The organism is Pseudotabrizicola sp., from assembly GCF_030656345.1.
Lineage (GTDB): Bacteria > Pseudomonadota > Alphaproteobacteria > Rhodobacterales > Rhodobacteraceae > Pseudotabrizicola.
Map to the genome: position 1 here is coordinate 59,601 of NZ_JAUSNR010000015.1, position 23,873 is coordinate 83,473.

General features: G+C 64.0%; 20 protein-coding genes. 6 read left to right on the forward strand and 14 right to left on the reverse strand.

Going from position 1 to position 23,873, the window contains the following annotated elements:
• Nucleotides 1-14: 14 nt before the first annotated feature.
• Nucleotides 15-359 carry a phage holin family protein gene (locus tag Q7J44_RS08235; RefSeq protein ID WP_304878791.1) on the forward strand — a complete coding sequence of 115 codons (345 nt, stop codon included), beginning with the start codon at nt 15-17 and terminating at the stop codon, nt 357-359.
• A gap of 28 nt (nt 360-387) precedes the next feature.
• On the opposite strand, the gene Q7J44_RS08240 is transcribed toward Q7J44_RS08235, so the two are convergent.
• Complete coding sequence (locus tag Q7J44_RS08240) at nt 388-2,091, reverse strand: M48 family metalloprotease (protein WP_304878793.1); 1,704 nt, start codon at nt 2,089-2,091, stop codon at nt 388-390.
• 58 nt (nt 2,092-2,149) lie between these two features.
• Between Q7J44_RS08240 and moaC the strand changes: the two genes are divergently transcribed.
• Nucleotides 2,150-2,662 carry a cyclic pyranopterin monophosphate synthase MoaC gene (gene moaC, locus Q7J44_RS08245; protein ID WP_304878794.1) on the forward strand — a complete coding sequence of 171 codons (513 nt, stop codon included), beginning with the start codon at nt 2,150-2,152 and terminating at the stop codon, nt 2,660-2,662.
• Nucleotides 2,663-2,751: 89 nt separating this feature from the next.
• On the opposite strand, the gene Q7J44_RS08250 is transcribed toward moaC, so the two are convergent.
• The 9 genes from Q7J44_RS08250 to sucC form a co-directional block, all read right to left on the reverse strand.
• Nucleotides 2,752-4,524, reverse strand: a complete 1,773-nt coding sequence (locus tag Q7J44_RS08250) for a PglL family O-oligosaccharyltransferase (protein ID WP_304878796.1) — start codon at nt 4,522-4,524, stop codon at nt 2,752-2,754.
• 20 nt (nt 4,525-4,544) lie between these two features.
• Entirely contained in the window at nt 4,545-5,027 is a 483-nt protein-coding gene (locus tag Q7J44_RS08255) for a pilin (protein WP_304878798.1), read from the reverse strand.
• A 216-nt stretch (nt 5,028-5,243) separates the two neighbouring features.
• The gene (locus Q7J44_RS08260) at nt 5,244-6,047 is read right to left on the reverse strand and encodes an MBL fold metallo-hydrolase (protein ID WP_304878800.1); all 804 of its coding nucleotides are present in this window, start codon (nt 6,045-6,047) and stop codon (nt 5,244-5,246) included.
• Nucleotides 6,044-7,792: a CHASE2 domain-containing protein gene (locus tag Q7J44_RS08265; protein WP_304878803.1), complete on the reverse strand. Its 1,749-nt coding sequence runs from the start codon at nt 7,790-7,792 to the stop codon at nt 6,044-6,046. The genes Q7J44_RS08260 and Q7J44_RS08265 overlap by 4 nt, the downstream gene beginning before the upstream one ends.
• A 78-nt stretch (nt 7,793-7,870) precedes the next feature.
• The gene (locus Q7J44_RS08270) at nt 7,871-8,500 is read right to left on the reverse strand and encodes an FHA domain-containing protein (protein ID WP_291215706.1); all 630 of its coding nucleotides are present in this window, start codon (nt 8,498-8,500) and stop codon (nt 7,871-7,873) included.
• A gap of 45 nt (nt 8,501-8,545) precedes the next feature.
• Nucleotides 8,546-9,331, reverse strand: coding sequence for a Stp1/IreP family PP2C-type Ser/Thr phosphatase (locus Q7J44_RS08275; RefSeq protein ID WP_291215708.1), 786 nt, complete (start codon nt 9,329-9,331; stop codon nt 8,546-8,548).
• 37 nt (nt 9,332-9,368) lie between these two features.
• Entirely contained in the window at nt 9,369-12,056 is a 2,688-nt protein-coding gene (locus Q7J44_RS08280; RefSeq protein ID WP_304878805.1) for a CHASE2 domain-containing serine/threonine-protein kinase, read from the reverse strand.
• Between the two features lie 228 nt (nt 12,057-12,284).
• Nucleotides 12,285-13,178: a succinate--CoA ligase subunit alpha gene (gene sucD, locus Q7J44_RS08285; protein ID WP_291215714.1), complete on the reverse strand. Its 894-nt coding sequence runs from the start codon at nt 13,176-13,178 to the stop codon at nt 12,285-12,287.
• A 53-nt stretch (nt 13,179-13,231) separates the two neighbouring features.
• Nucleotides 13,232-14,392: an ADP-forming succinate--CoA ligase subunit beta gene (gene sucC, locus Q7J44_RS08290; protein ID WP_291215716.1), complete on the reverse strand. Its 1,161-nt coding sequence runs from the start codon at nt 14,390-14,392 to the stop codon at nt 13,232-13,234.
• Between the two features lie 190 nt (nt 14,393-14,582).
• On the opposite strand from sucC, the gene argC reads away from it, so the two are divergent.
• Nucleotides 14,583-15,494, forward strand: a complete 912-nt coding sequence (gene argC, locus Q7J44_RS08295) for an N-acetyl-gamma-glutamyl-phosphate reductase (protein ID WP_304878807.1) — start codon at nt 14,583-14,585, stop codon at nt 15,492-15,494.
• On the opposite strand, the gene recX is transcribed toward argC, so the two are convergent.
• Nucleotides 15,491-15,952, reverse strand: coding sequence for a recombination regulator RecX (gene recX, locus Q7J44_RS08300; RefSeq protein ID WP_291215720.1), 462 nt, complete (start codon nt 15,950-15,952; stop codon nt 15,491-15,493). The two genes, argC and recX, sit on opposite strands and share 4 nt — an antisense overlap.
• Nucleotides 15,953-16,085: 133 nt before the next feature.
• On the reverse strand, nt 16,086-17,201 hold the full coding sequence (gene recA, locus Q7J44_RS08305; protein ID WP_291215723.1) for a recombinase RecA: 1,116 nt from the start codon (nt 17,199-17,201) through the stop codon (nt 16,086-16,088).
• 135 nt (nt 17,202-17,336) lie between these two features.
• Between recA and Q7J44_RS08310 the strand changes: the two genes are divergently transcribed.
• From Q7J44_RS08310 to Q7J44_RS08320, 3 genes are all read left to right on the forward strand, one after another.
• A complete protein-coding gene (locus Q7J44_RS08310; RefSeq protein WP_291215725.1) occupies nt 17,337-17,864 on the forward strand; it encodes a MarR family winged helix-turn-helix transcriptional regulator in 528 nt (175 codons plus the stop codon).
• A gap of 126 nt (nt 17,865-17,990) precedes the next feature.
• On the forward strand, nt 17,991-18,665 hold the full coding sequence (locus tag Q7J44_RS08315) for a response regulator transcription factor (protein WP_291215727.1): 675 nt from the start codon (nt 17,991-17,993) through the stop codon (nt 18,663-18,665).
• Nucleotides 18,646-20,160 carry a sensor histidine kinase gene (locus Q7J44_RS08320; protein ID WP_304878811.1) on the forward strand — a complete coding sequence of 505 codons (1,515 nt, stop codon included), beginning with the start codon at nt 18,646-18,648 and terminating at the stop codon, nt 20,158-20,160. Before Q7J44_RS08315 ends, Q7J44_RS08320 begins: the two co-directional genes overlap by 20 nt.
• Before the next feature lie 3 nt (nt 20,161-20,163).
• Here the strand turns inward: Q7J44_RS08320 and Q7J44_RS08325 are convergent, their stop codons facing one another.
• Both Q7J44_RS08325 and Q7J44_RS08330 read right to left on the reverse strand, forming a co-directional pair.
• Nucleotides 20,164-20,811 carry a glutathione S-transferase family protein gene (locus tag Q7J44_RS08325; RefSeq protein WP_304878813.1) on the reverse strand — a complete coding sequence of 216 codons (648 nt, stop codon included), beginning with the start codon at nt 20,809-20,811 and terminating at the stop codon, nt 20,164-20,166.
• Between the two features lie 15 nt (nt 20,812-20,826).
• Nucleotides 20,827-23,805, reverse strand: a complete 2,979-nt coding sequence (locus tag Q7J44_RS08330; RefSeq protein WP_304878814.1) for a DNA topoisomerase III — start codon at nt 23,803-23,805, stop codon at nt 20,827-20,829.
• Nucleotides 23,806-23,873: the final 68 nt, after the last annotated feature.

Below are 23,873 nucleotides of genomic sequence, written 5' to 3' on the forward strand. Positions count from 1 at the left end.
CGGCTGCTGACCCCGTGAAGCTCATCCTCAAATGGCTGCTCGCAGCCTGCGCGATGCTGCTGGTGGCCTACCTGTACCCCGGCGTGCAGATCCAGAGCTTCACCGCCGCGCTCATCGCCGCGGCGGTGATTGGTCTGTTCAACGTGGTGCTGCGCCCGGTGCTGGTGATCCTCACCCTGCCGGTGACGGTGATCACGCTGGGCTTGTTCCTGTTTGTCATCAACGCGCTGCTGTTCTGGGCCGCGGCCAGCCTCATGGATGGCTTCGGCGTGAACGGCTTCTGGGCCGCCATGCTGGGCTCACTGATCTACTCGGCGCTCATGCTGGTGGTGGACGCGACGGTCAAAGCCGTTCTCTGACTGGCCGCTGCGCGGGTCGCAGCCCACCTCAGCGCTTGCTGTCTTCCTCTTCTTTCACGCTGTCTCGCAGCAGCAGTTCCACGTCACGCCGGCGGCTGTCGACGATGGCCATCTCCATCGAATCGGCGCTGCGCTCGGCCACGGGCAAAGACTGCGCCGCCCGGAAACGGTCCACCGCGCCCGAATAGTCGAGCTGCGCGGCGCGCGCTTCGGCCTCGGCCCGCACAGCACGCAAGGACTGGCCCTGAACCTGGTAAGCCCGGGCCAGGGTCTGCCAGGCCAGCGCGTCGCGCGGCTGCAGCACCACCCAGCTTTGAAGCCGGGTCACCGCGCGTTGCGGTTGGCCCGAAGCAATGGCCGCCTGTGCACCGAGCATGACGGCGGCGCGCGACGCGCCCTCCAGTGAACGGTCGCGCAGCTCGGCCAGCAAAGCCGTCTGCGCGGGCGTGGCCGGGGTGGTGGCGGGCGAAAGCAGCAACTCCAGCATCAACGCATCGGCCGCAAAACGCGCGTCGGGCGCTACCGTGTCGCGCAGCTTCTGCGCCAGTTCCAGTGCCTTGTCCCGCTGGCCCAGACGCACAGCAGACAAGGCGGCCGCGTAGCGTTCCCCCGACCTGGCGTTGGGGCCCTGGCCCACCTGCAACCAGCTTCGCATGCGATCGGGTCCGTTCTCGGCCAGCACCCTCGCACGCGACGACATGAGCGTGTGCAGTTCTACACTCGGGCCCGGTCGGCCTGTGACCACAGGAACCCCCGTGGTGCCTGCTCGAACACCGGGCAGATCCAGATTGAGGGTGGAAGGCGGCGGGGTCGCTGGAGCGGCGGGGTTGGCGGCCGGCAAGGGGTTCGTCGCCACCGGGCCCTGGGGCAGCCGGGCGCGCATGTCGGCGACGCGCTCGCCGCTCAGCGGATGGCTGCGCAGGTAGGGAAACGAGCCGTCGTCGTTCAGGCGCGAGGCTTGTTGCAACTTGTCGAACATGCTCACAAACCCCTGGGGATCAAACCCGGCGCCCGAGAGCACGCCAAAGCCCACACGGTCGGCCTCGCGCTCCATGTCGCGCGAGAAATTCAACTGGTTCTGGGCGGCGACCGCCGTGCTGCCCGCGATGGCGGCGCTGGCCACTTGCGCATTCGACCCGGCCGCCAGTGCACCCAGGATCATCGCGCCCATCATCCAGGGTGCCATGCGCTCGTCGCGCGACATGAGGCGGGCAATGTGGCGTTGCGACACGTGGCTGAGCTCATGCGCCAGCACCGAGGCCACTTCCTCGGGCCGCTCCGTCACCGCCAACAAGCCCAGGTTCACACCCAGGTAACCGCCCGGCAGGGCAAACGCGTTGACCGTGCGCTCGCGCGAAATCATCAACTCCCAGGCCATGCGCTCGGCCAGTTCGGGCGGCACGTCGCCCCGCGCCCTCGCCGAACCCAGCAGGGGCTGCCAGAGCGACTGCAGATAGTCGACCAGCAAGGGATCGTCGAGGTAATCGGGGTCCTGGTAGATGGATCGCGCGATGCGGTCGCCGAGCCGGCGCTCTGCCGAGATGGAAATGCCTTCACCATCACCCAGGCTGGGCAGTGCCGACGTGTTCGCGGGATCGGAAACCACCTGGGCACTGGACAGCGAAATCGGCATCAGCGCCGAGGCCACCACCACCAGCCCGCAGGCCCACGGCACAGGTCGGCGCACCGAGGGAGAAGTCTTCAACAACGCGGGCAAGGGTGTGAAACGCATCGCCGTATGATGCCGCCAAGCCGCCCCGGTTCAGTCAAGCCCACGCAAAACACACCCGATGTCCGTTACAAACCAGCCCCCCGCAGACGCTGCAGCCAGCCCGCTCACCCACTTTGACGCGCAAGGCCAGGCCCACATGGTCGACGTGGGCGACAAGGCCAACACCCGCCGCGTCGCCGTGACCGAAGGCCGCATCACCATGCTGCCCGCCACCCTGGAACTGATCCAGGCCGGCAACGCCAAAAAAGGCGACGTGCTCGGCATCGCCCGAATCGCCGGCATTCAAGCCGCAAAAAAAGCCAGCGACCTCATCCCCCTGTGCCACCCGGTCGCATTGACCCGTGTTGCGGTGGATTTCGAGATCGAACCCGACACCCACTGCGTGCTGTGCCGCGCCACCGCCGAATGCACCGGCCCGACCGGCGTGGAGATGGAAGCCTTATCCGCGGTGTCGGTAGCCTTGCTCACCATTTACGATATGTGCAAGGCGGTGGATCGGGGGATGGTGATTGGGGGGGTTCGGTTGATGGAGAAGGTTGGGGGGAAAAGTGGGCAGTTTGTAGCGGATTGAGCCCATGCGCTGACCAGCGATCCATTCTCTTGGGCTAGCGTAAGCATGCCAGCATTTCCATACGCCTCTATTCGCGCAGGCCCTGAAAATTAGGGCAAATGACGAAGAACGCTCGACTCATTTGTGTTGAGCAAGAGTTGTTTCTTCTGGATTTCAGCGAGCAGTCTCACGTACGTTTCTTCGCCGTACTGCGATCGAATCACCTGAAGCTGTCTGTTAGCCTCATCTGAATTGCCGTTGAGCGCCAAAGCCATGGCGTATCGATACTGGGTTCCAGTCCAAGGGTAGTGAAGCGCCACCTTCTTCAGAATCAACATGTGTTCGGGCGCCATGTCTGGCTTGGGATCTATGCGGGCCGCACTTGTTAAGGCACCCAGTTGAGTAAGCAGGTGCACCTCAGGTTGTGTGTACTCTGTTGGCGTATGGCCAATTCGTAAGAGCTCAAAGCGAGCTACCCGAAAATCCTCTTCAATCTGAAAATACTCAACTACCGACCAAGCAGTCAGAATGCTTGTAACCAGCAGCGCTCCAACGGCAGGCTTTACGCCCAGCTGAAAGAGTCTGCCTCCGCCAAGTTCTTTTTCTACGGCGCCCAGCCCCAGCATTGCAGGAACCAATAGATACGCATAGGCATGCGGAAACTCGAACATCGAATGCACAAACAAAGGTACAGCAATTGCAAAGCCGTACCAAGATACGGGGGACTGGGTTGCACCTGTTCGACGCCACAACCAAATAGCACTAGCTACTGTCAAAAGACCAGCGATTGGAAATCCGAACCAAATAACCAAGTCGAGCCACAGATTGTGGCCATAGCTGAATGGCATGCTGTAAGGGTACAAATGTGCAACCCCGTTGTGGGCCTCTGAAGTTTGTCGAGCGCCCCATCCCCACCAAGGACGCTGGAGCGCAGCCTCGATCAATTGGGGCCACACATCCATTCGACCCTCTCTAGAACCACCCGATCCCAATCGCGCGGTCAACGTGCCCGCCTCAAATCGAATGTATCCAAGCGCCGAAGGCCAAAGCAGGAACATTGCTACGAAAATGGCTGCGACAGCCGCCGCCCACAAGCGAGATACTCTCTGCGCCACCTCGGATTGTTTCCACCACCACCAACCCATCAATGAAAACAGACTCAATGCCCCCGTGCGCGATTCTGTGACCGCCAAGCATCCTGCCAACAATATCATCAGCAACATTGTGACCGTGTTCCCCAAGCGCTTGACTGCTTGAAGAAACATTGCGCTTGCTATTGCCATCACGATCAGTGTGGCGAGGTGATTGGGTTGGCCGAGATTGCCCCCTGGGCGCCGTGTATCCGGTATCGGCAATACCCACGACGAAGATTGCCAAACTTCGAGTACTTGACCCAAGGCTACGAGGGTCGATGCCAAGCCTCCAAAAAGCACGGAGACTGCCAACCACTCAGCGTAGCTTAGCCAGGGCTTTGATGAGTTTGGCTCAAACTCAGGTCCTGTAAGCGCAAAGCCTAGAAGGATGGAGATCGAGCACAGCGCGAGGTAGAAAACAAATACAAAGAAGTCGCCCAAGAAGAACAGAGTGCCGACGGCGTATTGAATCAACGCAATGAAAAGCAGGCCCACAAATGGCCAGATCAATGCAGGTATGGGAAGTCGCGATGTCGAGGCTTGGCGAGACAATCTGACAACGCCAATCCAACCCATCGACAAGATGACAAAGAAGAACGGTACTTCCGCGTGCCAACTGACCCATGGCGCTACATGGGTCGTGTTAAGCCAGCCAGCCAGAAAGAATACAAGAGTGATAGACGGGAGTAAATTGAACAAAGAAAAACGCCCCATTGGGGCGTCTTTCTTTTCAGGACCAAACTGAGTCAAGGACGGTCCTATCGTTGCGTTTAAGGCGTGGTTGCGACGAAGGGACCAGTCGTTGCAGCGACCGTCGTATCGCGGCAAGAGCCTGGCAGGAACTTGGCATCGACAGATCCAGGACCGCACAGCCAGCCGGTAACCGCGTCACCAGTGCCATTAAGGACAGGTCGCAGAATGATGGTGCCATTTGCTCCAGCGCCGATATTTTGCGACGTAGCTTGCACGGCACCAGCAGCATTGGTGGCGATTTGAGCAACGTACGTAGACGTGCTCACCGAAGCCTCGCAACCCCATGCACCGGCAGCAGGCAGCGAAGCGGACAAGCTCGTCTGGTAAATTTCAGTGACGCTCGTTCGGCAGGCCGAGGCTGCCAGAATCACTTCCGACATCTTGGCGCGCTTGGTGTAGTCCTGATAAGCCGGCAGGGCCACAGCAGCCAGAATACCGATGATGGCCACCACGATCATCAGTTCGATGAGGGTGAAACCTTTTTGCATGGAACGCTTCATGGAAAAAACTCCTTCGGGGTTTGGGTTGGGAACGCATGTCTATGAGCAGACGGCGTGCCAACTTGAACTGGGGTGTTTTCTGAGGCCTATTTCACGCTTAAGCACCGCACAGTGACCATTTGTGACATCTGGGTCGGTTCATGACCGACATTTTTTGTCACTTCAAGGGTCGAGAACCGTTTTTGTCACCCACACGCGCGCCCCGCCAACCCGGTTTCATAGTTCGAAAGTTTGCCCGGCGCTGAGCCAGCGGATGTCGTGGTGGGCGCTGTCTGCACCGTTGGACACATCGTCGAAACGGCGGATCTCATCCATGATCAGGCCGGTTTCAGCGGGCTTGGTGTGGGTGATGTAGATCGGGTAGTGCTGGGCGGGGTCGATCTGCGCAAGCTCTTCGGCGAGCAGGCCGGGCGCCAGGTGCAGGCTGCGCTGGGCCAGGGCTTCTTCGCGGTCGCTGAACGCGGTTTCGATCACCAGCAGGGCCACGGGCAACTGGTTGACGCGTCGCCAGAAAGCGGGGTTGCGCCCGGTGTCGCCGCTGAACACCCAATGGCCCGACGGGGTGTTGGCGGCAAAACCGACCGCAGGCACGGTGTGCACGGCAGGCAGTACTTCCACGGCCTTGCCACACACCTGCAGCACCTCACCCACCGCAATGGGCACGAAGCGCATAAGTGGGCGCTCTGCGCTGGGGATGGCGGAGAAGTCGGGCCAGATCAGGTTGTTGAAGATGTGGGCCTTGAGCGCGGCGATGGTGCCGGGCAGGGCGTGGACTTGCAGGGGCTGAGCGCCTGCAGAGAGCCTGCGCGCGGCCACGGCGTCGAGCATGAGCGGCAGCGAAGCCACGTGGTCCAGGTGCGAATGCGTGAGCAGCACGTGGTCGATCTGGGCCATCTCGTCCAGCGTGAGATCGCCCACACCCGTGCCGGCGTCGATCAAGACGTCGTGGTCGAGCAGGAACGAGGTGGTGCGGCAGCCATGGGCAATGGCGCCTGAACACCCCAACACGCGGACTTTCATGGACTCTTTGACATGGTGTGGCCGGTGGAGCCGGTCCGGGATGGCGGAGTTTGCAGCGATTCGATGGGGGTTGCGCCGTCCCAGGCGGGATCCAGCGGCAATTGCCTGCGTGAGGCTACTCTGTCGGCGTAAAGGCGGTAAAGGACTTTTTTGGCATTTTGCCGCTGGAGGTTGAGCAGATGCACATCGCACGCATCCCAGTCTTGCGCACGCCAGGCACGCAGGGCCTGTTGCCAAAGGCGGAGTTCGTCGCGCTGCTCGGTGGCGAGCTCGCCGCTCGTGCTCAACGGGGCGTAGATGGGCATCGGCGGGACATCCGGCCCCAGGCGCAGACGATCGATTTCCTGCCAGACGAAGCCGGGTTGGCGCTGGCGGTCTTGTTCGGTGGCGATCTGGTCCACCCCATAGACGGCGCAGAGTTTCGCCAGATTCGATGCTGGGGGATAGTGTGAACCGGGTGGTTTGGCACCCCATGTCCAACGCTGGCTGACCACGCCGAGTGCGGCGGTGAACAGAATCATCAACACGGACCCAGCCAGGGGCAGCACCAGGCCGTGACGCAACTGCAGCCAGCTGTTGAGCCCGATCACCATACCGAGGAGTGCAGCGCTCAGCGCCGCGCCCGACCAGACGCCCAGCCCCGGCAACAGCCCCACGAGCACGAGACTGGAGGCCACCAGCACCAGCATCTCGTAGCCCAGTGCGTAATCGGGCTTCACGGGCAGACGGCCGTCGAGCAGGCCGGTGATCAGGTTGGCGTGGGCTTCAACGCCTGGGTAGTTGGCGCCCATTGGCGTGAGACGCAAGTCTTTCAGGCTGGGGGCGGTGGTGCCCATCAGTACGATCCTGCCCCGGAGTTGCGCCGCAGGCACGCGATCCGACAGGAGATCGACGGCCGAGACGTATTGAAACGAACCGCCTTCGGGACCGCCGGGTCCGCGGTAAGGCACCAATGCTGCGACGCGCTCGTCCACCGGAATCGTGAGCGTCTGCCCGTCGTGCGCCAGACGCAGGCTCTCCAGGTCACTGACTCTGCGGCCCATCAAGAGCCCGGTCGCGAAACCGGGCTCCACCGACGGCGAACCCAGCACACGACGGAAGACCGCCAGCGCCAGCGACTCGTAGGCCTGACCCTGGTGCTCGGCCAGCAGAGGCACCGAACGCACCACGCCATCGCTGTCGGGCAGGGCGTTGAACGCGCCGGCCCGGGGTGCGGCCTGCGCGAGTTCGGGAATGTTGGACTCATACGCATCCCAGCGCGTGACGCGCACCAGCCTGCCGTTCAACGCTTCGCCGCTCATCACCGGGGCCGGCAACAGGCCTGTGTTGCGCGCGGTGGGTTCGTTGCTGAAAAAGTAACCCAGCACCACGGGGCGGTCGCGCAGCGCAGTCGCCAGGGCGGCATCGCCGCCGGCTCGCGGGTCCGACTTGGGAAACACGATGTCAAAGCCGAGCACGGCGATTTCCTGCTGCTCGAACAGCTTGTCCACCAGGTGCGCCAACTGCGCACGCGGCCAGGGCCAGGGGCCGATGGCGGCCAGGCTCTCGGAGTCGATGTCGACGATCACCACCCGCGGCTCCAGCGTGCCGGGCATGCTGGCCCTGAGACGCATGTCATAGGCGGTGTGGTCGAGACGGTGCAGCGCGTTGGTCCGGATGAAGCCCAGGGCGTGCAGGGCCGCCAGCAGCAGCGGAACGAGCATGACCGCCGCGCGCAGACTGCGCTGTATCAGGGTCTGCGGCATGGCGGGAGGGGCGGATGGCCTGACACCGGGAAGGTCAGGCGCCGCCGGGGTTCGTCAAAGGCGGAAGGCCGGGGCAGCTTATTGCTGGACGAATTGCATCTTGGTCCCGGCGAGTTCCAGCATGTCGCCGTGGCGCAGGTTCACCGCGTCGGTGCCGATGGGGCTGCCGTTGATGGTGGGCTTTTGCACACCTTCGACCATGGCCACCACGAAACCGTGGGGGCGGCGGGTGATGGCGGCCACGGCCACCCCGGGCTTGCCGATGGTGGTGACCACCTTCACCAGGGGCACTTCGCGACCCGCTGCCGTGCCCGACATGACTTTGATGGCGGCGTTGGCCACGACCATGGCCACAGTGGGCTCGGGCGGAACCACCGTGCCGGCGCTGATCACCATGGTTTTTTCATGGCTCTCGTTGGCGCCTTCGTGCACAAACTTGATCTTGTACTTGCCGATCTCGACCGTGTCGCCGCTTTGCAGCTGCTGCTTCTTGATCGCCTTGCCGTTGACGTAGGTACCGTTGGTGCTGTTGAGGTCTTCCAGGAACACATCCATGCCGGACATCTGCATGACGGCGTGTTCACCACTGACGGCCAGGTTGTCTATCACGATGTCGTTGTACGGACGGCGACCCAACGTGGTGCGGTCTTTGGTGAGCTGCACTTCCTTGATGACGACACCGTCGATGGAAACGATCATTTTCGGCATGGCCGACTCCTCTGGAACCTGTAAATCTGTTGGTCTGACACGGAATCACTTACCCAGCATGCGCGAAAGTAGGCCTTTGCGCACCGGTTTCGAACGAGCATACGCCAGTATCACCGATATGTTGTCCCGCCCCCCGGCATCGTTGGCAGCGTCCACCAGGGCCTGGGCTTTTTCTTCGAGTGTGCCGGCCGTCACGAGTATCGCGGCGATGCGCTCGTCGCTCATCATGTCGCTCAATCCGTCCGAGCAAAAAAGGTAGAGATCGTCGTCTTCGACCCGGTATTCGTTGACTTCGAGCAACACCGTGTCTTCGACGCCGAGCGCGCGGGTCACGAGGTTCTTGTGGGTGGCGTACTGGGCCTGCTCCAGCGAGATCAGGCCGGCGTCGATCTGCTCTTGCAGCAGCGAGTGGTCGCGGGTGATCTGAACGAAGTTGCCTTCCCGCAGGCGGTAGCAGCGCGAGTCGCCCACGTGTCCGACCATGACGCGCGCGTCCAGGAACACGCCCATCACCAGGGTGGTGCCCATGCCCGCGTACTGCGGGTTGGAGTTGGCGGCATTGAAGATGGAGCGGTTGGCGTTGTCGATGCAGATTTCCATGGCGCGGCGCAGCTCGCGCACGCTGGCCTCATTGCCGCCCTCGGCCATCCACCGTCCCAGCTCGGTCTTGATGAAGGTGGTCGCCATGGCACTGGCGACTTCGCCGGCGTTGTAGCCGCCCATGCCGTCGGCCAGGACAGCAATCTGGTTCTCCGCATCCAGCGACACGGAGTCCTCGTTGTTGTCCCGAACCAACCCGGGGTCGGTCAAACAAAAATACTCAAAATTCATAGAGTTCAAGTTATACCCGCAGAACGATGCTGTCTTTTCAGGAACCGCGTGACGAAGCGGGCGGCGGCGTGACAAGGGTGGCAACCATGGCGTTTTCCGATGCGTGCGGGAACGCGTGCGTGGCTTCAAACGCGCTCTCGGTCCCGGGCGCCGCAGCACCCGGCATGGACGCGTCTTCACCAGAACCGACACAGCGCCGCAGTTGAGCGGCCAGTTCGGCACCGCTCTGAAAACGATCGGCGGGCGACTTGGCCAGGGCGCGTTCGAGCACGTCGGCCAGGGCTTGCGACAGATCGGGCCGCAAGCTGCGCACGCTGGGTGCGGGCTGGTTGGCGATCTGGTACATCAGGGCGGCCATGGAGTCGCCCTTGAGTGGGAGGCTGCCGGTGAGCAACTGGAACAGCATCACGCCCAGCGAATAAAGGTCGGAACGGCCGTCCACGTGCAGTCCGGCGAGCTGCTCGGGCGACATGAAACTGGGTGTGCCCAGCACCATGCCGGTCTTGGTCTTGCTCGACCCGGTGATGCGCGCGATGCCGAAGTCTGTGACCTTGACCGACTGGGTCGCGGCATCAAACATCACGTTGGCAGGTTTGATGTCGCGGTGCACAACCTGCTGGCGATGGGCATGTTCCAGCGCCAGCGCCACTTGCTCTCCGATGCTCAGAACGGTGGCCACCGGCAACAGGTTGCCCGGGCGCGAATACTCCACAAGATCACGTCCCGGCAGGAACTCCATGGCGATGAAGGCGAGGTCGTGCTCTTCGCCCGCGTCGAAGATGGTGACGATGTTGGGGTGCTGCAGGCGGCCCGCGGTTTCGGCCTCGCGGAAGAACCGTTCGCGCACATCGACCAGCTCGGAGCCTTCGAATTCGGCGCTCAGCGCCAGCGTCTTGATGGCCACCGTACGGCCGATTTTCGGATCGCATCCCTGATAGACCACGCCCATCGCGCCCTTGCCGAGCTCTTTTTCCACCTGATAACGGCCGAGCATGGGTTTTTCCACACCGCCGTTGTCCAGCAGCAGGGTGCCACCTGGATGCGCCGAGCCGCCGCCCAGCACCACCGTTTCCGACAGATTCTTCGCCCGCTTCAAGCGTCGCTGCACATCGGCGTCGTTGCGGTCGAGCTTGGCCATGTGCTCGTAAACCGCCTCGGCCTTGTTGAACTGGCGTTTGCGCTCGAAATCGAGTGCCAGGTGCTTGAGGTTGTCCATCAGCGCGTCGCTGAAGGGCACGCGGCGCATGCGGTCAAACGCCATGTCGAGCTGGCCCTGGCCCTGCAGCGCCAGGCCCATCATGCGGTTGGTCTCGGCCGACTCCTCATCGGACTTGGTCTTGCCCGCCTCGGTGACGAGGAAGCGGCGCGTGGTAAGTGCGAGGTGCCCGATCAGCAGGAGCGACGCCGGGAACACCAGCGGAAGCCACGTGGCCGCGACCGACAACAGCCCGAACTCGGCACCCAGCAAGGCCACGAAGAGCGCGGCGGTGCAAGCCGCACCGGCGGCCGCCGACAGGCGGGGCAGCAGCCACACGATGTAGCCCGCGATCAGCAACAAGGCCGCGAGCACCGCGTAGCCGCCCCAAAGCGGCTGCACGATGTGGTGGTTGCTCAGGATGCTGGAGGTGATGTGGGCCAGGATGGCGGCGGGCGACATGGCCGCCGACACCGGCGTGGTGAACAGGGTGCCCACACCCGCGGCGGTGGCGCCGATGATCACGATCTTGTCGGCGTATTTGCTGGCCGGAATGCGGCCGGAGAGCACGTCGTAGAACGAGTCCACCGCAAACGCCGGCTTGCCGTCGCGGTCGGGATAGAACTGCGGCAGCAGGCGGGCTGCGCTGTCGGTCGGGATCACGCTGCGGCCGAGCTGCACGCCTTCGCCGGGCAACAGCTGCATGTCTTTGGCTGTGAGGTTCAGGCTGTTCGCGGCAATGGCCAGGGCCATGGACGGCACGGCGAAGCCATCAAACTGAACCAGCAAGCCTTCTTGGCGCACAGCGCCATCCACATCGGGCAGCTGGTTGAGGTGCCCCACGGCCCAGGCCGCTTCGCCAATGGCGGGCAGTGGTTGCTGCGAACGCAGCGCCGGCACACCCAAGGCCGAGTTGTCCGCAACGGCGCTGCGCTGGGCAAATGCCGGCAAAGGCTGATCCACACGCCCCTGGGGTTCACCCAGTTCGAACACCGATGGCACGATCACGTTGCCCGCGCGCGCCATGCTGGCCACCAGACGGGCGTCGGAGTCGAGTTGCCGTTCGGCCTGGCCGATAAACCCCAGCAGGCGCTGGCGGCCCTGGTCGCCCAGATCGGTCAATGGCGCGCTGCCGGTCTGAGATCCATCGAGCAAACCGCGCAGCTCGCGCAGTTGCACCAGGCCGCGGTCGGTCTGGGGTTCGAAGAAAAAGGCGGTGTGCGCCACGGTTTTGGCACCCGCCGCGCCGAGCTGGTCGATCAGCTGGGCGTGCACCTCGCGCGGCCAGGGCCAGCGGCCGATGTTGGCCACGCTCTGGTCGTCGATGGCGATGACCGCGATGCGGTCGCTGGGCAGGCGGCTGGTCTGCGTGCTGGCCAGGTCGTAAAAGCGACGTTCCAGACCGCTGAAAAAATCGGTGGCCGCGTTCAAGGTGACAACCGCGAGCACAACGGCCAGGCCCATGGCCGCGTCGGAGCGCCACAAGGGGCGCTTGCGCTTGGGCCGGTTCGGGCGTTGGCTGGTGGACACGGATGGAGGACCGGGTTGGTTTCAATGCGGGCGGTCGAGCTCGCATTGAAACGCGGCCCTGCAAGACTCATCGGGTGTCAGCGGCAGGCATTGAACCCAAGATGTTGCATTTTGTTTCACGCTCGACTCCGAGAGCAAGCGTTTATGTGTGTTTGAGGCCGAACACAAACACCGGACGAAAAAAAGGCAACGCAAGCGTTGCCTTTGTCACGTCAGCCCAGGGCTGCTTTACAGCTGGGCTTTGAGCAGCTTGCCCAGCTCGGACGGGTTGCGCGTGATGATGAAGCCCGACTCTTCCATGATCGCAAGCTTGGCATCAGCCGTGTCGGCGCCGCCGGAGATCAGCGCACCGGCGTGGCCCATGCGCTTTCCGGGAGGGGCGGTCACACCGGCGATGAAGCCGACGATGGGCTTCTTCATGTTCGCCTTGCACCACATGGCAGCTTCGGCTTCGTCCGGGCCACCGATCTCGCCGATCATGATCACGGCGTCGGTGTCGGGATCGTCGTTGAACGCTTGCATCACATCGATGTGCTTGAGGCCGTTGATGGGGTCGCCACCAATGCCGACGGCACTCGACTGGCCCAGACCCACTTCGGTCAGCATGGCCACGGCTTCATAGGTCAGCGTGCCGGAGCGCGAGACCACGCCGATGCGGCCCTTGCGGTGGATGTGGCCGGGCATGATGCCGATCTTGATCTCGTCGGGCGTGATCAGGCCGGGGCAGTTCGGGCCCAGCAGCAGGGTCTTCTTGCCGCCAGCGGCTTCCTTGGCCTTCATGCGGTTGCGCACTTCGAGCATGTCCTTGACCGGGATGCCTTCGGTGATGCAGATCGCCAGATCCAGGTCGGCTTCAACGGCTTCCCAGATGGCCGCAGCGGCGCCTGCGGGCGGCACGTAGATCACCGACACGGTGGCGCCGGTTTGCGACGCGGCTTCCTTCACCGAGGCGTAGATCGGGATGTTGAAGATCGACTCGCCGGCCTTCTTCGGGTTCACGCCGGCCACGAAGGCGTTTTTGCCGTTCGCGTATTCCTGGCACTTTTCGGTGTGGAACTGACCGGTCTTGCCGGTGATGCCCTGGGTGATGACCTTGGTGTCTTTGTTGATGTAGATCGACATGGTGTTCTTCCTAGTCAGTTGAGGACAGAGCTAAAGGTCTGTCCCCAAGGTCATTACTTAACGGCGGCAACGATCTTCGTCGCGGCTTCGGCCATGGTGTCGGCCGCGATGATGGGCAGGCCGGACTCGGCCAGCATCTTCTTGCCCAGCTCTTCGTTGGTGCCCTTCATGCGCACGACAAGGGGCACGCTGAGGTTGGTCGCCTTGCAGGCGGTGATCACGCCGGTGGCGATGGTGTCGCACTTCATGATGCCGCCGAAGATGTTGACCAGGATGCCCTTGACCTTGGTGTTCTTGAGCATGATCTTGAAGGCTTCGGTGACCTTCTCGGCGGTGGCGCCACCGCCCACGTCCAGGAAGTTGGCCGGCTCGCCGCCGAACAGCTTGATGGTGTCCATGGTGGCCATGGCCAGACCGGCGCCGTTCACCAGGCAGCCGATGTTGCCGTCCAGGCTGATGTAGGCGAGGTCGAACTTGGACGCTTCGACTTCGGCCGGATCTTCTTCGTCCAGATCGCGGTAGGCCACGATTTCGGGATGGCGGAACAGCGCGTTGGCGTCGAAGTTGAACTTCGCGTCCAGCGCCATCAGGTTGCCCTTGGAGTCGCAGTTCAGGGGGTTGATCTCCACCAAGGACGCGTCGGTGTCCATGTAGCACTTGTAGATCTTGGCGAAGATGTCCACTGCCTGATCCACGGAGGCACCGGTCAGGCCGATGGCCGCAGCCACCTTGCGCGACTGGGCTTCGGTGATGCCGGCCAAGGGATCGATCATCTCGGTGATGATCTTCTCGGGCGTGGAGTGCGCGACTTCCTCAATGTCCATGCCGCCTTCGCTCGATGCGATCAGGGCCACCTTCTGCGTGGCGCGGTCGGTGACCAGCGACACGTACAGTTCGTTCTTGATGTCGGCGCCGTCTTCAATGTAGAGGCGACGCACCTTCTGGCCTTCGGGGCCGGTCTGGTGGGTCTTGAGCTGCATGCCCAGGATTTCGCCGGAGATGCGCTTGACGTCTTCAACCGTTTTGGCCACCTTCACGCCACCACCCTTGCCACGGCCGCCGGCGTGGATCTGGGCCTTGACCACCCACACGGGGCCGCCCAGTTTCTGGGCGGCTTCGACCGCCTCCTGCACCGTGAAAGCCGGGATGCCGCGGGGCACCGGCACACCAAACTGGCGCAAGATTTCCTTGCCTTGGTATTCGTGGATCTTCATGAGGACTCTCTCAAGAATGGATAGAGGGATCGTCGACCGATCCGCATCGGGTGGTCGAAAGAGTGGCACTGAAAAACAGCAACCGGTAACTGTATCATGGTGCATTGCACCAAAATCGCGCGCCGGCAACCGCCAGCGACCGCGATTGTTGGCCGCTCTCCTGAACCCACACTGACAAGGCGGACCAGCCATGGCCAAGGTTTTCATCGACGGCGAAGCCGGCACCACCGGCTTGCAGATTCGCGAGCGGCTGCAGCGCATGCCCGCCATTGAAATGGTGAGCATCGCTTCCGAGCGCCGCAAGGACCCGGCCGCCAAACGCGAACTCATGGCCCAGGTCGATCTGGTCATCCTGTGCCTGCACGACGACGCCGCGCGCGAATCGGTGGCCATGATCGATGCGATGGTCGGCCACCAGCCCAAGATCATCGACGCCTCCACGGCGCACCGCACGGCGCCGGGCTGGGTGTTCGGGTTTCCTGAACTCGCAGCCGATCAGCGCCAGGCCGTGGTGAACGCCAACCGCGTGGCCAACCCGGGCTGCTACGCCAGCGGCGCCATCGCCATGCTGCGCCCCCTGATCGACGCGGGTGTGCTGCCCGCCGATCACCCGGTCTGCCTTCCCGCCGTGAGCGGCTATTCGGGCGGCGGTCGCGCCATGATCGAGGCCTACGAGAAGGGCGAAGCCCCGGCTTTCGAGCTCTACGCGCTGGGTCTGCAGCACAAGCACATTCCGGAAATCATGGCCTACACAGGGCTCACACGCCGCCCCATCTTCATCCCGGCGGTGGGCAATTTCGAGCAGGGCATGCTGGTCGAGTTGCCACTGCACCTGGACACCTTGCCGGGTCAGTCGACGCTGGCCGATCTGCACGCCGTCTACGCCAGGCATTACGCAGGCAGCGACTGGGTGAGCGCCGAGCCGGCGACCGACAGCGGCAAGCTCGACGCTCTGGCCTTGAACGACTCCAACAAGCTGGAGATCCGCGTGTTCGGCAATGAGGCCGCCCACCACGCCGTGGTGGTGGCCCGGCTGGACAACCTGGGCAAAGGCGCCAGCGGCGCAGCGGTTCAAAACCTGAAACTGATGCTCGGGCTTTAAAGACCCGCGTCGTCGTCCTCGGCGCCCTGCACCACGCGCCGGATCGCTTCACCGCCAAAGCCCCGCGAGGCGAGGAACCGCATCTGCTTGCCGCGCTCGGCCAGGTCGGCTGGCGGCTGGCCGAACTTCTTGCGCCAGACCTCGCGGGCGCGCGCCACCTCGGTGACTTGCAGATCCGCAACCGCTTGCGCCACGGCCTCGGGGTTCAGGCCCTTGGCCTGCAATTCCTGGCGCACGCGGGAAGCGCCGAGCTTCACTGAGCGCTGATGCACCACCGATTCGAGGACACGCTGTTCGTCGATGAAGCCCTTGGCCTCCAGCTCGTCCAGCGCTTTGGCCAGCTCGCCGGGCTCGGTTTCATGCTGGTGCAACTTGCGCTGCAATTCGGCGCGCGAGTGTTCGCGGCCCGAAAGCAGGCGCAGGGCGCGGCCTTTGATGGAAATCTGGTTGAAGCCCATGTCAGGACCTCCGCCAGGCCGTCCCAAGGAGGGCCAGCGCCCCCTCGGGGGGCAGCGACGACACGAAGTGCGGAGCGTGGGGGTTCATTGCGTCACACGCTCACGGCTGCGGTCGCGGCCGCGAGCGCCATCCTCACTCGGCCAGCGGCGCGGTGTCGGTCGCCGCGGCCTTGGCGGCTTTTGCAGCCTTGCCACCCTTGGCGGGCGCTGGTGCCTCGTCCACCGGCAACAGCGGAACGCCCAGCTCGGTGCGCACCTTGTTCTCGATCTCCACGCGCAACTCAGGGTTCTCGCGCAGGAATTCGCGCGAGTTGTCGCGGCCCTGTCCGATTTTTTCGCCGTTGTAGGCGTACCAGGCGCCCGATTTTTCGACCACGCGGTGCACCACGCCCAGGTCCAGGATCTCGCCTTCGCGGCTGATGCCTTCGCCGAACAGGATGTCGAATTCGGCCGTCTTGAAGGGCGACGCAACCTTGTTCTTGACCACCTTGACCTTGGTCTCGTTGCCGATCGCGTCGTCTCCCTTCTTGATGGTGCCGGTGCGGCGGATGTCCAGGCGCACCGAGGCATAGAACTTGAGCGCATTGCCGCCGGTGGTGGTCTCGGGGCTGCCGAACATGACACCAATCTTCATGCGGATCTGGTTGATGAAGATGACCATGCAGTTGGTCTTCTTGATGTGCGCGGTGAGCTTGCGCAGCGCCTGGCTCATCAGGCGGGCCTGCAGGCCGGGCAGCGAGTCGCCCATTTCGCCTTCGAGTTCGGCCTTGGGCGTGAGCGCGGCGACCGAGTCCACCACGATCAGATCGACCGCGCCGGAGCGCACCAGGCTGTCCACGATTTCGAGCGCCTGCTCGCCGGTGTCGGGCTGGGAAATCAGCAGGTCCTGCAGGTTCACGCCGAGCTTTTGGGCGTACTGGATGTCCAGCGCGTGTTCGGCGTCGACAAACGCGCACTGGCCGCCGAGCTTCTGCATTTCGGCGATCACTTGCAGCGTGAGCGTGGTCTTGCCCGAGGATTCCGGGCCGTAGATCTCGACCACACGGCCGCGTGGCAAACCGCCGACGCCCAGCGCAATGTCCAGGCCGAGCGAGCCGGTGGACACCACCTGAATGTCTTCGATCACCTCACCTTCGCCCAGCCGCATGATGGTGCCCTTGCCGAACTGCTTTTCGATCTGGGCGAGCGCGACCTGCAAGGCTTTGGCTTTTTCGCTGTTGAGGGGGTTGGGCTTGACGGCTGCGTCCATGGGGGCTCCTGGGCTGGTTGGAAGGGTTGGCCAGACCTGTGTGGTTGTGTACAGGCTGGATGCTTGAACAGCAGTTTACAGGCGCATTGAAATCAAACCATTCGATATTTGGTCAGTTTGCCTTACTATTTGTACATGGTCGACAGCATCCCCGAATCCCCCGCCGAACCCGATGACCGCTGGCGCGGCGGCCACCTGGGCCGGCTGATGGGCCTGGCGCTGCGGCGCTTCGACGAGCGTGTGCTCAGCCTGATGGCGCACGACGTCAACGTGCCGCTGGCGCTCTCGCACCTGGCCGCACGCGCGCAGGTGGGCGCGGCCCACATCCACATCACGCGCCACCTCGGCCTGCACGGCTCGCGCCTGACCGAGCTGGCCCACCAGGCCGGCATGAGCAAGCAGGCCATGGGCGATCTGGTGACACAGTGCGAGGCTTGGGGCCTGGTGCGCCGCGAGCCCGACCCGCGCGATGCGCGCGCGCGGCGCATCATCTTCACCGACACCGGCCTGCTCTGGCTGGACGCGTTTCGCACAGCGGTGGCGCAGGCCGAAGCCGAGTTCCGCTCACAGGTGGGCGACGCGGTGGCCACGGTGGTGGCGCTGGGTCTGGAAGCCTACGGATCGGAAGCCCCCGGTGCACGCGCGGCCGTGCCGCCCCGGTGAAACCCTGCCATTCAAGCCACTGCGGCACCGTGGTATGCGACCTAAAATGACTTTGCCTTGAACGCTGCGTGCCCCCGCGCAGCGGCCCCATAACAACGCGGCCCGATCAGCCCAGGAGACTTCACCATGCGCATCCTGATTGCAGAAGACGACCAGGTTCTGGCAGACGGCTTGTTGCGCAGCCTGCGCGCGGCCGGGGCTGCGGTGGACCACGTGTCCAGCGGCAGCGAGGCCGATGCGGCGCTCATGACCAACAACGAATTCGACTTGTTGATCCTCGACCTCGGTCTGCCGAAACTGCACGGCCTGGAGGTGCTCAAGCGGCTGCGCTCGCGCGGCTCTGCGCTGCCGGTGCTGGTGCTCACCGCGGCCGACAGCATCGAAGAACGCGTGAAGGGCCTGGACTATGGCGCAGACGACTACATGGCCAAGCCGTTCTCGCTGCAAGAGCTGGAAGCACGGGTGCGCGCACTCACCCGTCGCGGCATGGGCGGCAGCACCAACACCATCCGACACGGTCCGCTCGAGTACGACCAGGCCGGCCGCGTGGCCACCATCGACGGCAAGATGGTCGAACTCTCGGCGCGTGAACTCGGCCTGCTCGAAGTGCTGCTGCAGCGCGCCGGGCGCCTGGTGAGCAAGGACCAGCTGGTCGAGCGGCTGTGTGAGTGGGGCGAAGAAGTGAGCAACAACGCGATCGAGGTCTACATCCACCGGCTGCGCAAGAAGATCGAAAAAGGTCCGATCCGCATCGCCACGGTGCGCGGCCTGGGCTACTGCCTTGAAAAAATCCCCAGCTGACGGTCGGGTCTTCAGCGAACCGCTGCCGCCGGTGGAAAGCCGGTCGGCACCCATGCCCTTCGGGCTGTTCCAGCGCGAACAGCGCAGCCTGTTCGGCGAGATCCTGGACTGGATGCTCACGCCGCTGCTGCTGCTGTGGCCACTCTCGCTGGTGCTCACCTGGTTCGTCGCGCAAGGCATTGCCAGCAAGCCGTTCGACCGCGCGCTCGAGTTCAACCTGCAGGCGCTCACCCAGTTTGTGGTTCGGGAAAACGACAAGATCACTTTCAAGCTCAACGCACAGGCACGCGACCTGCTGCGCGCCGACGACAGCGACCTCGTGTACTACCAGGTGCTCGACCCCCGCGGAACGCTCATCAGCGGTGAGCTGGATTTCCCGCCGCCGCGCGACAACGAAGCGCCGGAGCCCGGGCGCGTGATGCTGCGCGACGACGTGGTCCGCGGCGACGAGGTGCGGGTGGCCTACACCTGGCTGGCGCGCAACGACCCGCAGCGCCTGGTGCTGATGCAGGTGGCCGAAACCAAGGGCAAACGATCGACGCTGGCCGCCGAAATCGTCAAAGGCGTGATGGTGCCGCAGTTCGTGATCCTGCCGCTGGCGGTGCTGCTGGTGTGGCTGGCGCTGGTGCGCGGCATCCGCCCGCTCAACGAACTGGAGCAACGCATCCGCGCGCGCAAGCCCGACGACCTGAGCCCGATCGAGGAGTCGTTCATCCCGCAAGAAGTGGCTCCGCTGGTGTCGTCGATCAACGACCTGCTGACGCGATTGAAGGCCTCTCTCACCACACAAAAACGGTTTCTGGCCGATGCCGCGCACCAGCTCAAGACACCGCTGGCGGGTCTGCGCATGCAGGCCGAACTGGCCCAACGCGAAACCGACCCGGTGGAGATCCGCGGCTCGCTGCAGCAGATTGCACGCTCCAGCGCACGCGCCACACACACGGTGAACCAGCTGCTGGCGCTGGCCCGTGCCGAGACCACCGGCCGCACCCTGCCCAGCGCGCGCATCGACCTCGCCCGGCTGGTGCCCGACGTGGTGCAGGACTCGGTGCCGCGCGCGCTGGAGGCAGGCATCGACCTCGGCTTTGAAGGCCCGGACGACACGCCCGACGACTGCCTGATGGACGGCAATCCGACGCTGTTGCAAGAGATGGTGCGCAACCTGGTGGACAACGCGATCCACTACACCGGGCAGGGCGGGGTGGTCACGGTGCGTGTGCTGCTGGACCGTTTCAGCGGCGTGCAGATCCTGCAGGTGGAAGACGACGGCCCGGGCATCCCGGAGAACGAGCGCGAGTTCGTGATGCAGCCGTTTTACCGGGCGCTGGGCACCAACGTCGACGGCTCGGGCCTGGGCCTGGCGATCGTGCAGGAAATCGCCCAACAACACGGCGCTTCGGTGTCGATGGAAGATGCGCACCCGGAGCGCAGCCGCCGTGGACTGCGGGTGTCGGTGCGTTTCACACCGACCAAGCCACAGGTTCTGCGGGAATAACGCTCAGGCGGCTTTGTACACGTTGAGCTGCAACTTCTCGCGCTCGATCGCGCGGGCCACGCCGGGCAATTCGGCGAAGCGCTGCACCAGCTCCCACGTGGCCGGGAAATCGGCCGGGTTGATGCCGGCGTAGCCGCCCCAGCGCAGCAGCGTGAGCGCATACGCATCGAGCGCGCCGGGTCGCGCGCCCACCATCCAGGGAGCGGCTTTCGCAGCCAGGGCTTCGATCTCGCCCAGCAGCTCACGGTAACGCGCTGCGCCGAAGTCGCGGATGGCTTTCTGCGCGGCTTCGTCGTCGGTGAACTTCTGCGGCATGAACACGTGGGTGAACGTGGGGTGCACCGTGTTGTTCATCCAGGTCAGCACCTGCAGGGCACGGGCGCGCTCCAGGCCGGCCGGCGGCAGGATGCCGGCCATGGGCAACTTTTCGTCCAGGTACAACAGGATGGCCACGATCTGCGTGATGACCTCGTCGCCATCGACCAGCACCGGCACCTGGCCGCGCGGGTTCAGCGCCAGATACTCGGGCGCTCGCTGCTCACCTTTGTGCAGCTTCACCATCGATGGCTCGAATTCGACATTGGCCAGCTCGAGCATGGCGTGCGGCACGAAGGAGCAGGCACCGGGGGCGAAATACAGTTTCAGGCTCATGGGTTTGTCTCTTTTTCAGTTCAGGTGAGGGCTCAGCAGGCCCGCGATTTCAAACATGGTCACTTGCGGCTTGCCGAACACCGCCGCCAGCTTGGCGTCGGCGTTGACACGGCGCTTGTCGCCCGCGTCCTGCAGACCATTGGCCTTGATGTAGTCCCACAGCTTCTTCACCACCTCGGGACGCGACACCGCGCCTTCGCCGATCACCGCGGCCAGCGCGGCGCTGGGCTGTTTGCCGGTGGCGGCGGTGGTCTTGCGCGGGGCCTTGGCGGCCTTCACGGCGGGCGTTTTTTTCACCGCGGCCTTCTTGGCGGGCGCGGCTTTTGCGGCCACTTTGGCAGCAGCCTTCTTCGCCGGCGCACCCTTGGCCGGCGCGCCGGATGCGGTTTTGCGCGGCGGGAACTTGGACGGTGCGAACTCGAAGTTCACCTTGCCCGCCTCCTTGTCCCAGGCCAGGAAGGCCTTGAACGCGCGGCGTGTGCGCATGGAGACGAACTTGTCGAGCAGATCCGTCTTGCCGGTCTCCAGCAGCTTGCTCATCTGCTCGCGTGCCACCGGCTGCTGCAGGATGATCTTGCCGCTCTTGAAGTCGCAGGTAGGCGTGGGCTGCTGCTCGGTGGGCACCGAGCGGATGCACACGTAGTTGCTGCCGTGTTCGTGCACCGCGCCGCCGCACTTGGGACAGGCGCCCAGCGATTCGCTGGCGCTGAAGTCGACGATCTCGCCGCTTTCTTCGCCCTTCTTGTCGTCGCCAAAGTCAAACTCCAGCTTCCAGTTCTTGTCGTCCTCGCTGTACTTGAGCACGATCTCGGCCACGAAGGGCCAGCCCGCCTTGGAGCGGAAGCCGTCCAGAGGACCAATCTTCTTGTCCTTGAGCAGCAACTCGGATTCGTCCGGCTCGAAGGTGCGACCGGCCGGCGACTTGCCGAACGAGAAGCCGCAGCCTTCGCTGGAGCCATCTTTGCCGGTGCAGGTGTAGCGGCGGTAGTTTTCTTTCACCACGCCACCGCAGTTGGGGCAGGGCGTAGCCAGCGTGGCGTAGTTGCCCGGGATGGTGTCGCGGTCGTATTCCTTGGCCTTCTTCACCATGCGCTCGGTCATCTGCGCGATCTCGGCCATGAAGGCGCTGCGGCTGAGCTTGCCGTGCTCCATCTGCGCCAGCTTGTATTCCCATTCGCCGGTGAGTTCGGCCTTGGAAAGTTCTTCCACGCCCAGGCCGCGCAACAGCGTCATGAGCTGGAACGCCTTGGCCGTGGGGATGATCTCGCGGCCTTCGCGGAACATGTACTTTTCGGTCAACAAGCCTTCGATGGTGGCCGCGCGCGTGGCAGGCGTGCCCAGGCCTTTTTCCTGCATGGCCTCGCGCAGTTCGTCGTCGTCGACCAGCTTGCCCGCGCCCTCCATGGCGCCCAGCAACGTGGCTTCCGAATAGCGCGCCGGCGGTTTGGTTTTCAGGCCCTTGCTTTCCACCGACTCGGTGCGCACGGTTTCGCCTTCGCGCACCGGCACCAGGTTCTGGCCTTTGTCGCCTTCCTTGGCGTCGGTCACGTCCTCGGCGGCTTCCTTGCCGTAAACCGCCATCCAGCCCGGCTTCACCAGCACCTTGCCTTCGGTCTTGAAGTGGTGGCCGACCGACGAGGTGATGCGGGTGGTGACCATGAACTCGGCCGACGGGAAAAACACCGCCAGGAAGCGGCGCACCACGAGGTCGTACAGCTTCTGCTCGGCATCGCTCAGCCCACTGGGCGCTTGCAGCGTGGGGATGATGGCAAAGTGATCCGATACCTTGCTGTTGTCGAAGATGCGCTTGCTCGGGCGGATGTAATTGTTGTTGAGCGCGGTCAGCGCATGCGGCGCCAAGTGCTTCATGCCGCTGTTGGCGAGCATCTCGAAGGTTTCCTTCACCGTGGGCAAATAGTCCTCGGGCAGGGCGCGCGAGTCGGTCCGCGGATAGGTCAGCGCCTTGTGGCGCTCGTACAGGCTTTGCGCCAGCTGCAGCGTGGTCTTGGCCGAGAAGCCAAAGCGGCCGTTCGCCTCTCGCTGCAAACTGGTCAGGTCGTACAACAAGCCGCTGGCTTGCGTGGTCGGTTTGCTTTCGTCCTTGACGCTGGCGGCCTTGCCGCGCACCGCGTCGGCAATGGCCAGGGCCTCGCGCTGGCTCCACACGCGGTCGGCGCGCTGCTCCAGATCGGCGTCTTCGCCGGTGGGTTTCTTGAAAGCCGGGTCGAACCACTTGCCCGGGTATTCGCCGGCCTCGGCCAGAAAGCTCGCGTGGATTTCCCAGTAGTCGCGGCTGCGGTGGGCGCGGATCTTCTCTTCGCGCTCGACCACGATGGACAGCGTGGGTGTCTGCACCCGGCCGACCGTGGTCAGGAAGAAGCCGCCGTCGCGCGAGTTGAACGCGGTCATGGCGCGGGTGCCGTTGATGCCCACCATCCAGTCGGCCTCGGACCGGCTGCGCGCGGCGTCGGCCAGGCCCTGCATTTGCTCGTTGGTGCGCAGGTGCTCGAACCCGTCGCGAATCGCCGCAGGTGTCATGGACTGCAGCCACAGGCGCTGCACCGGCTTGCCCAGGCTCTGGTAGCTGCCGCCTTTCAAGCCTCCGGCGTACTGCTCGATCAGGCGAAAGATCAGCTCGCCCTCGCGGCCCGCGTCGCAGGCGTTGATGAGTCGGGCCACGTCCTTGCGCTTGGCCTGCTTGACCACGGCGGAGAGGCGCGACTTGGTCTTGTCGATCGGCTTGAGTTCAAAGTAGGGCGGCAGCACCGGCAGGTGGGCAAAGCTCCACTTGCCGCGCTTGACGTCGAACTCTTCAGGCGCGGCGATTTCCACCAGGTGGCCCACAGCGGAAGTGACCACGTACTGGTCGTTCTCGAAGTGGTCGTCGTGCTTCTCGAACTTGCCCGCCACCGGGGTGAGCGCACGCACGATGTCCTGGGCCACGGACGGCTTTTCGGCAATGACCAGCGTTTTGGCTGAACCTTCGTTTTTCATCTCTACAATCAACTTTCCACGCGCGTGTACACGCGCACATGGGCACGCGCACACTCGCGCGCACCTGC

Bases quoted from the DNA above. Each gene is read 5' to 3' on its own strand.
- Q7J44_RS08275 (WP_291215708.1), bottom strand. From the start codon at position 9,331: ATGAATTTTGAGTATTTTTGTTTGACCGACCCCGGGTTGGTTCGGGAC.
- recA (WP_291215723.1), bottom strand. From the start codon at position 17,201: ATGGACGCAGCCGTCAAGCCCAACCCCCTCAACAGCGAAAAAGCCAAA.
- Q7J44_RS08330 (WP_304878814.1), bottom strand. From the start codon at position 23,805: ATGAAAAACGAAGGTTCAGCCAAAACGCTGGTCATTGCCGAAAAGCCG.
- sucC (WP_291215716.1), bottom strand. From the start codon at position 14,392: ATGAAGATCCACGAATACCAAGGCAAGGAAATCTTGCGCCAGTTTGGT.
- Q7J44_RS08325 (WP_304878813.1), bottom strand. From the start codon at position 20,811: ATGAGCCTGAAACTGTATTTCGCCCCCGGTGCCTGCTCCTTCGTGCCG.
- argC (WP_304878807.1), top strand. From the start codon at position 14,583: ATGGCCAAGGTTTTCATCGACGGCGAAGCCGGCACCACCGGCTTGCAG.
- recX (WP_291215720.1), bottom strand. From the start codon at position 15,952: ATGGGCTTCAACCAGATTTCCATCAAAGGCCGCGCCCTGCGCCTGCTT.
- moaC (WP_304878794.1), top strand. From the start codon at position 2,150: ATGTCCGTTACAAACCAGCCCCCCGCAGACGCTGCAGCCAGCCCGCTC.
- Q7J44_RS08240 (WP_304878793.1), bottom strand. From the start codon at position 2,091: ATGCGTTTCACACCCTTGCCCGCGTTGTTGAAGACTTCTCCCTCGGTG.
- sucD (WP_291215714.1), bottom strand. From the start codon at position 13,178: ATGTCGATCTACATCAACAAAGACACCAAGGTCATCACCCAGGGCATC.
- Q7J44_RS08315 (WP_291215727.1), top strand. From the start codon at position 17,991: ATGCGCATCCTGATTGCAGAAGACGACCAGGTTCTGGCAGACGGCTTG.
- Q7J44_RS08260 (WP_304878800.1), bottom strand. From the start codon at position 6,047: ATGAAAGTCCGCGTGTTGGGGTGTTCAGGCGCCATTGCCCATGGCTGC.
- Q7J44_RS08265 (WP_304878803.1), bottom strand. From the start codon at position 7,792: ATGCCGCAGACCCTGATACAGCGCAGTCTGCGCGCGGCGGTCATGCTC.
- Q7J44_RS08310 (WP_291215725.1), top strand. From the start codon at position 17,337: ATGGTCGACAGCATCCCCGAATCCCCCGCCGAACCCGATGACCGCTGG.
- Q7J44_RS08255 (WP_304878798.1), bottom strand. From the start codon at position 5,027: ATGAAGCGTTCCATGCAAAAAGGTTTCACCCTCATCGAACTGATGATC.
- Q7J44_RS08270 (WP_291215706.1), bottom strand. From the start codon at position 8,500: ATGCCGAAAATGATCGTTTCCATCGACGGTGTCGTCATCAAGGAAGTG.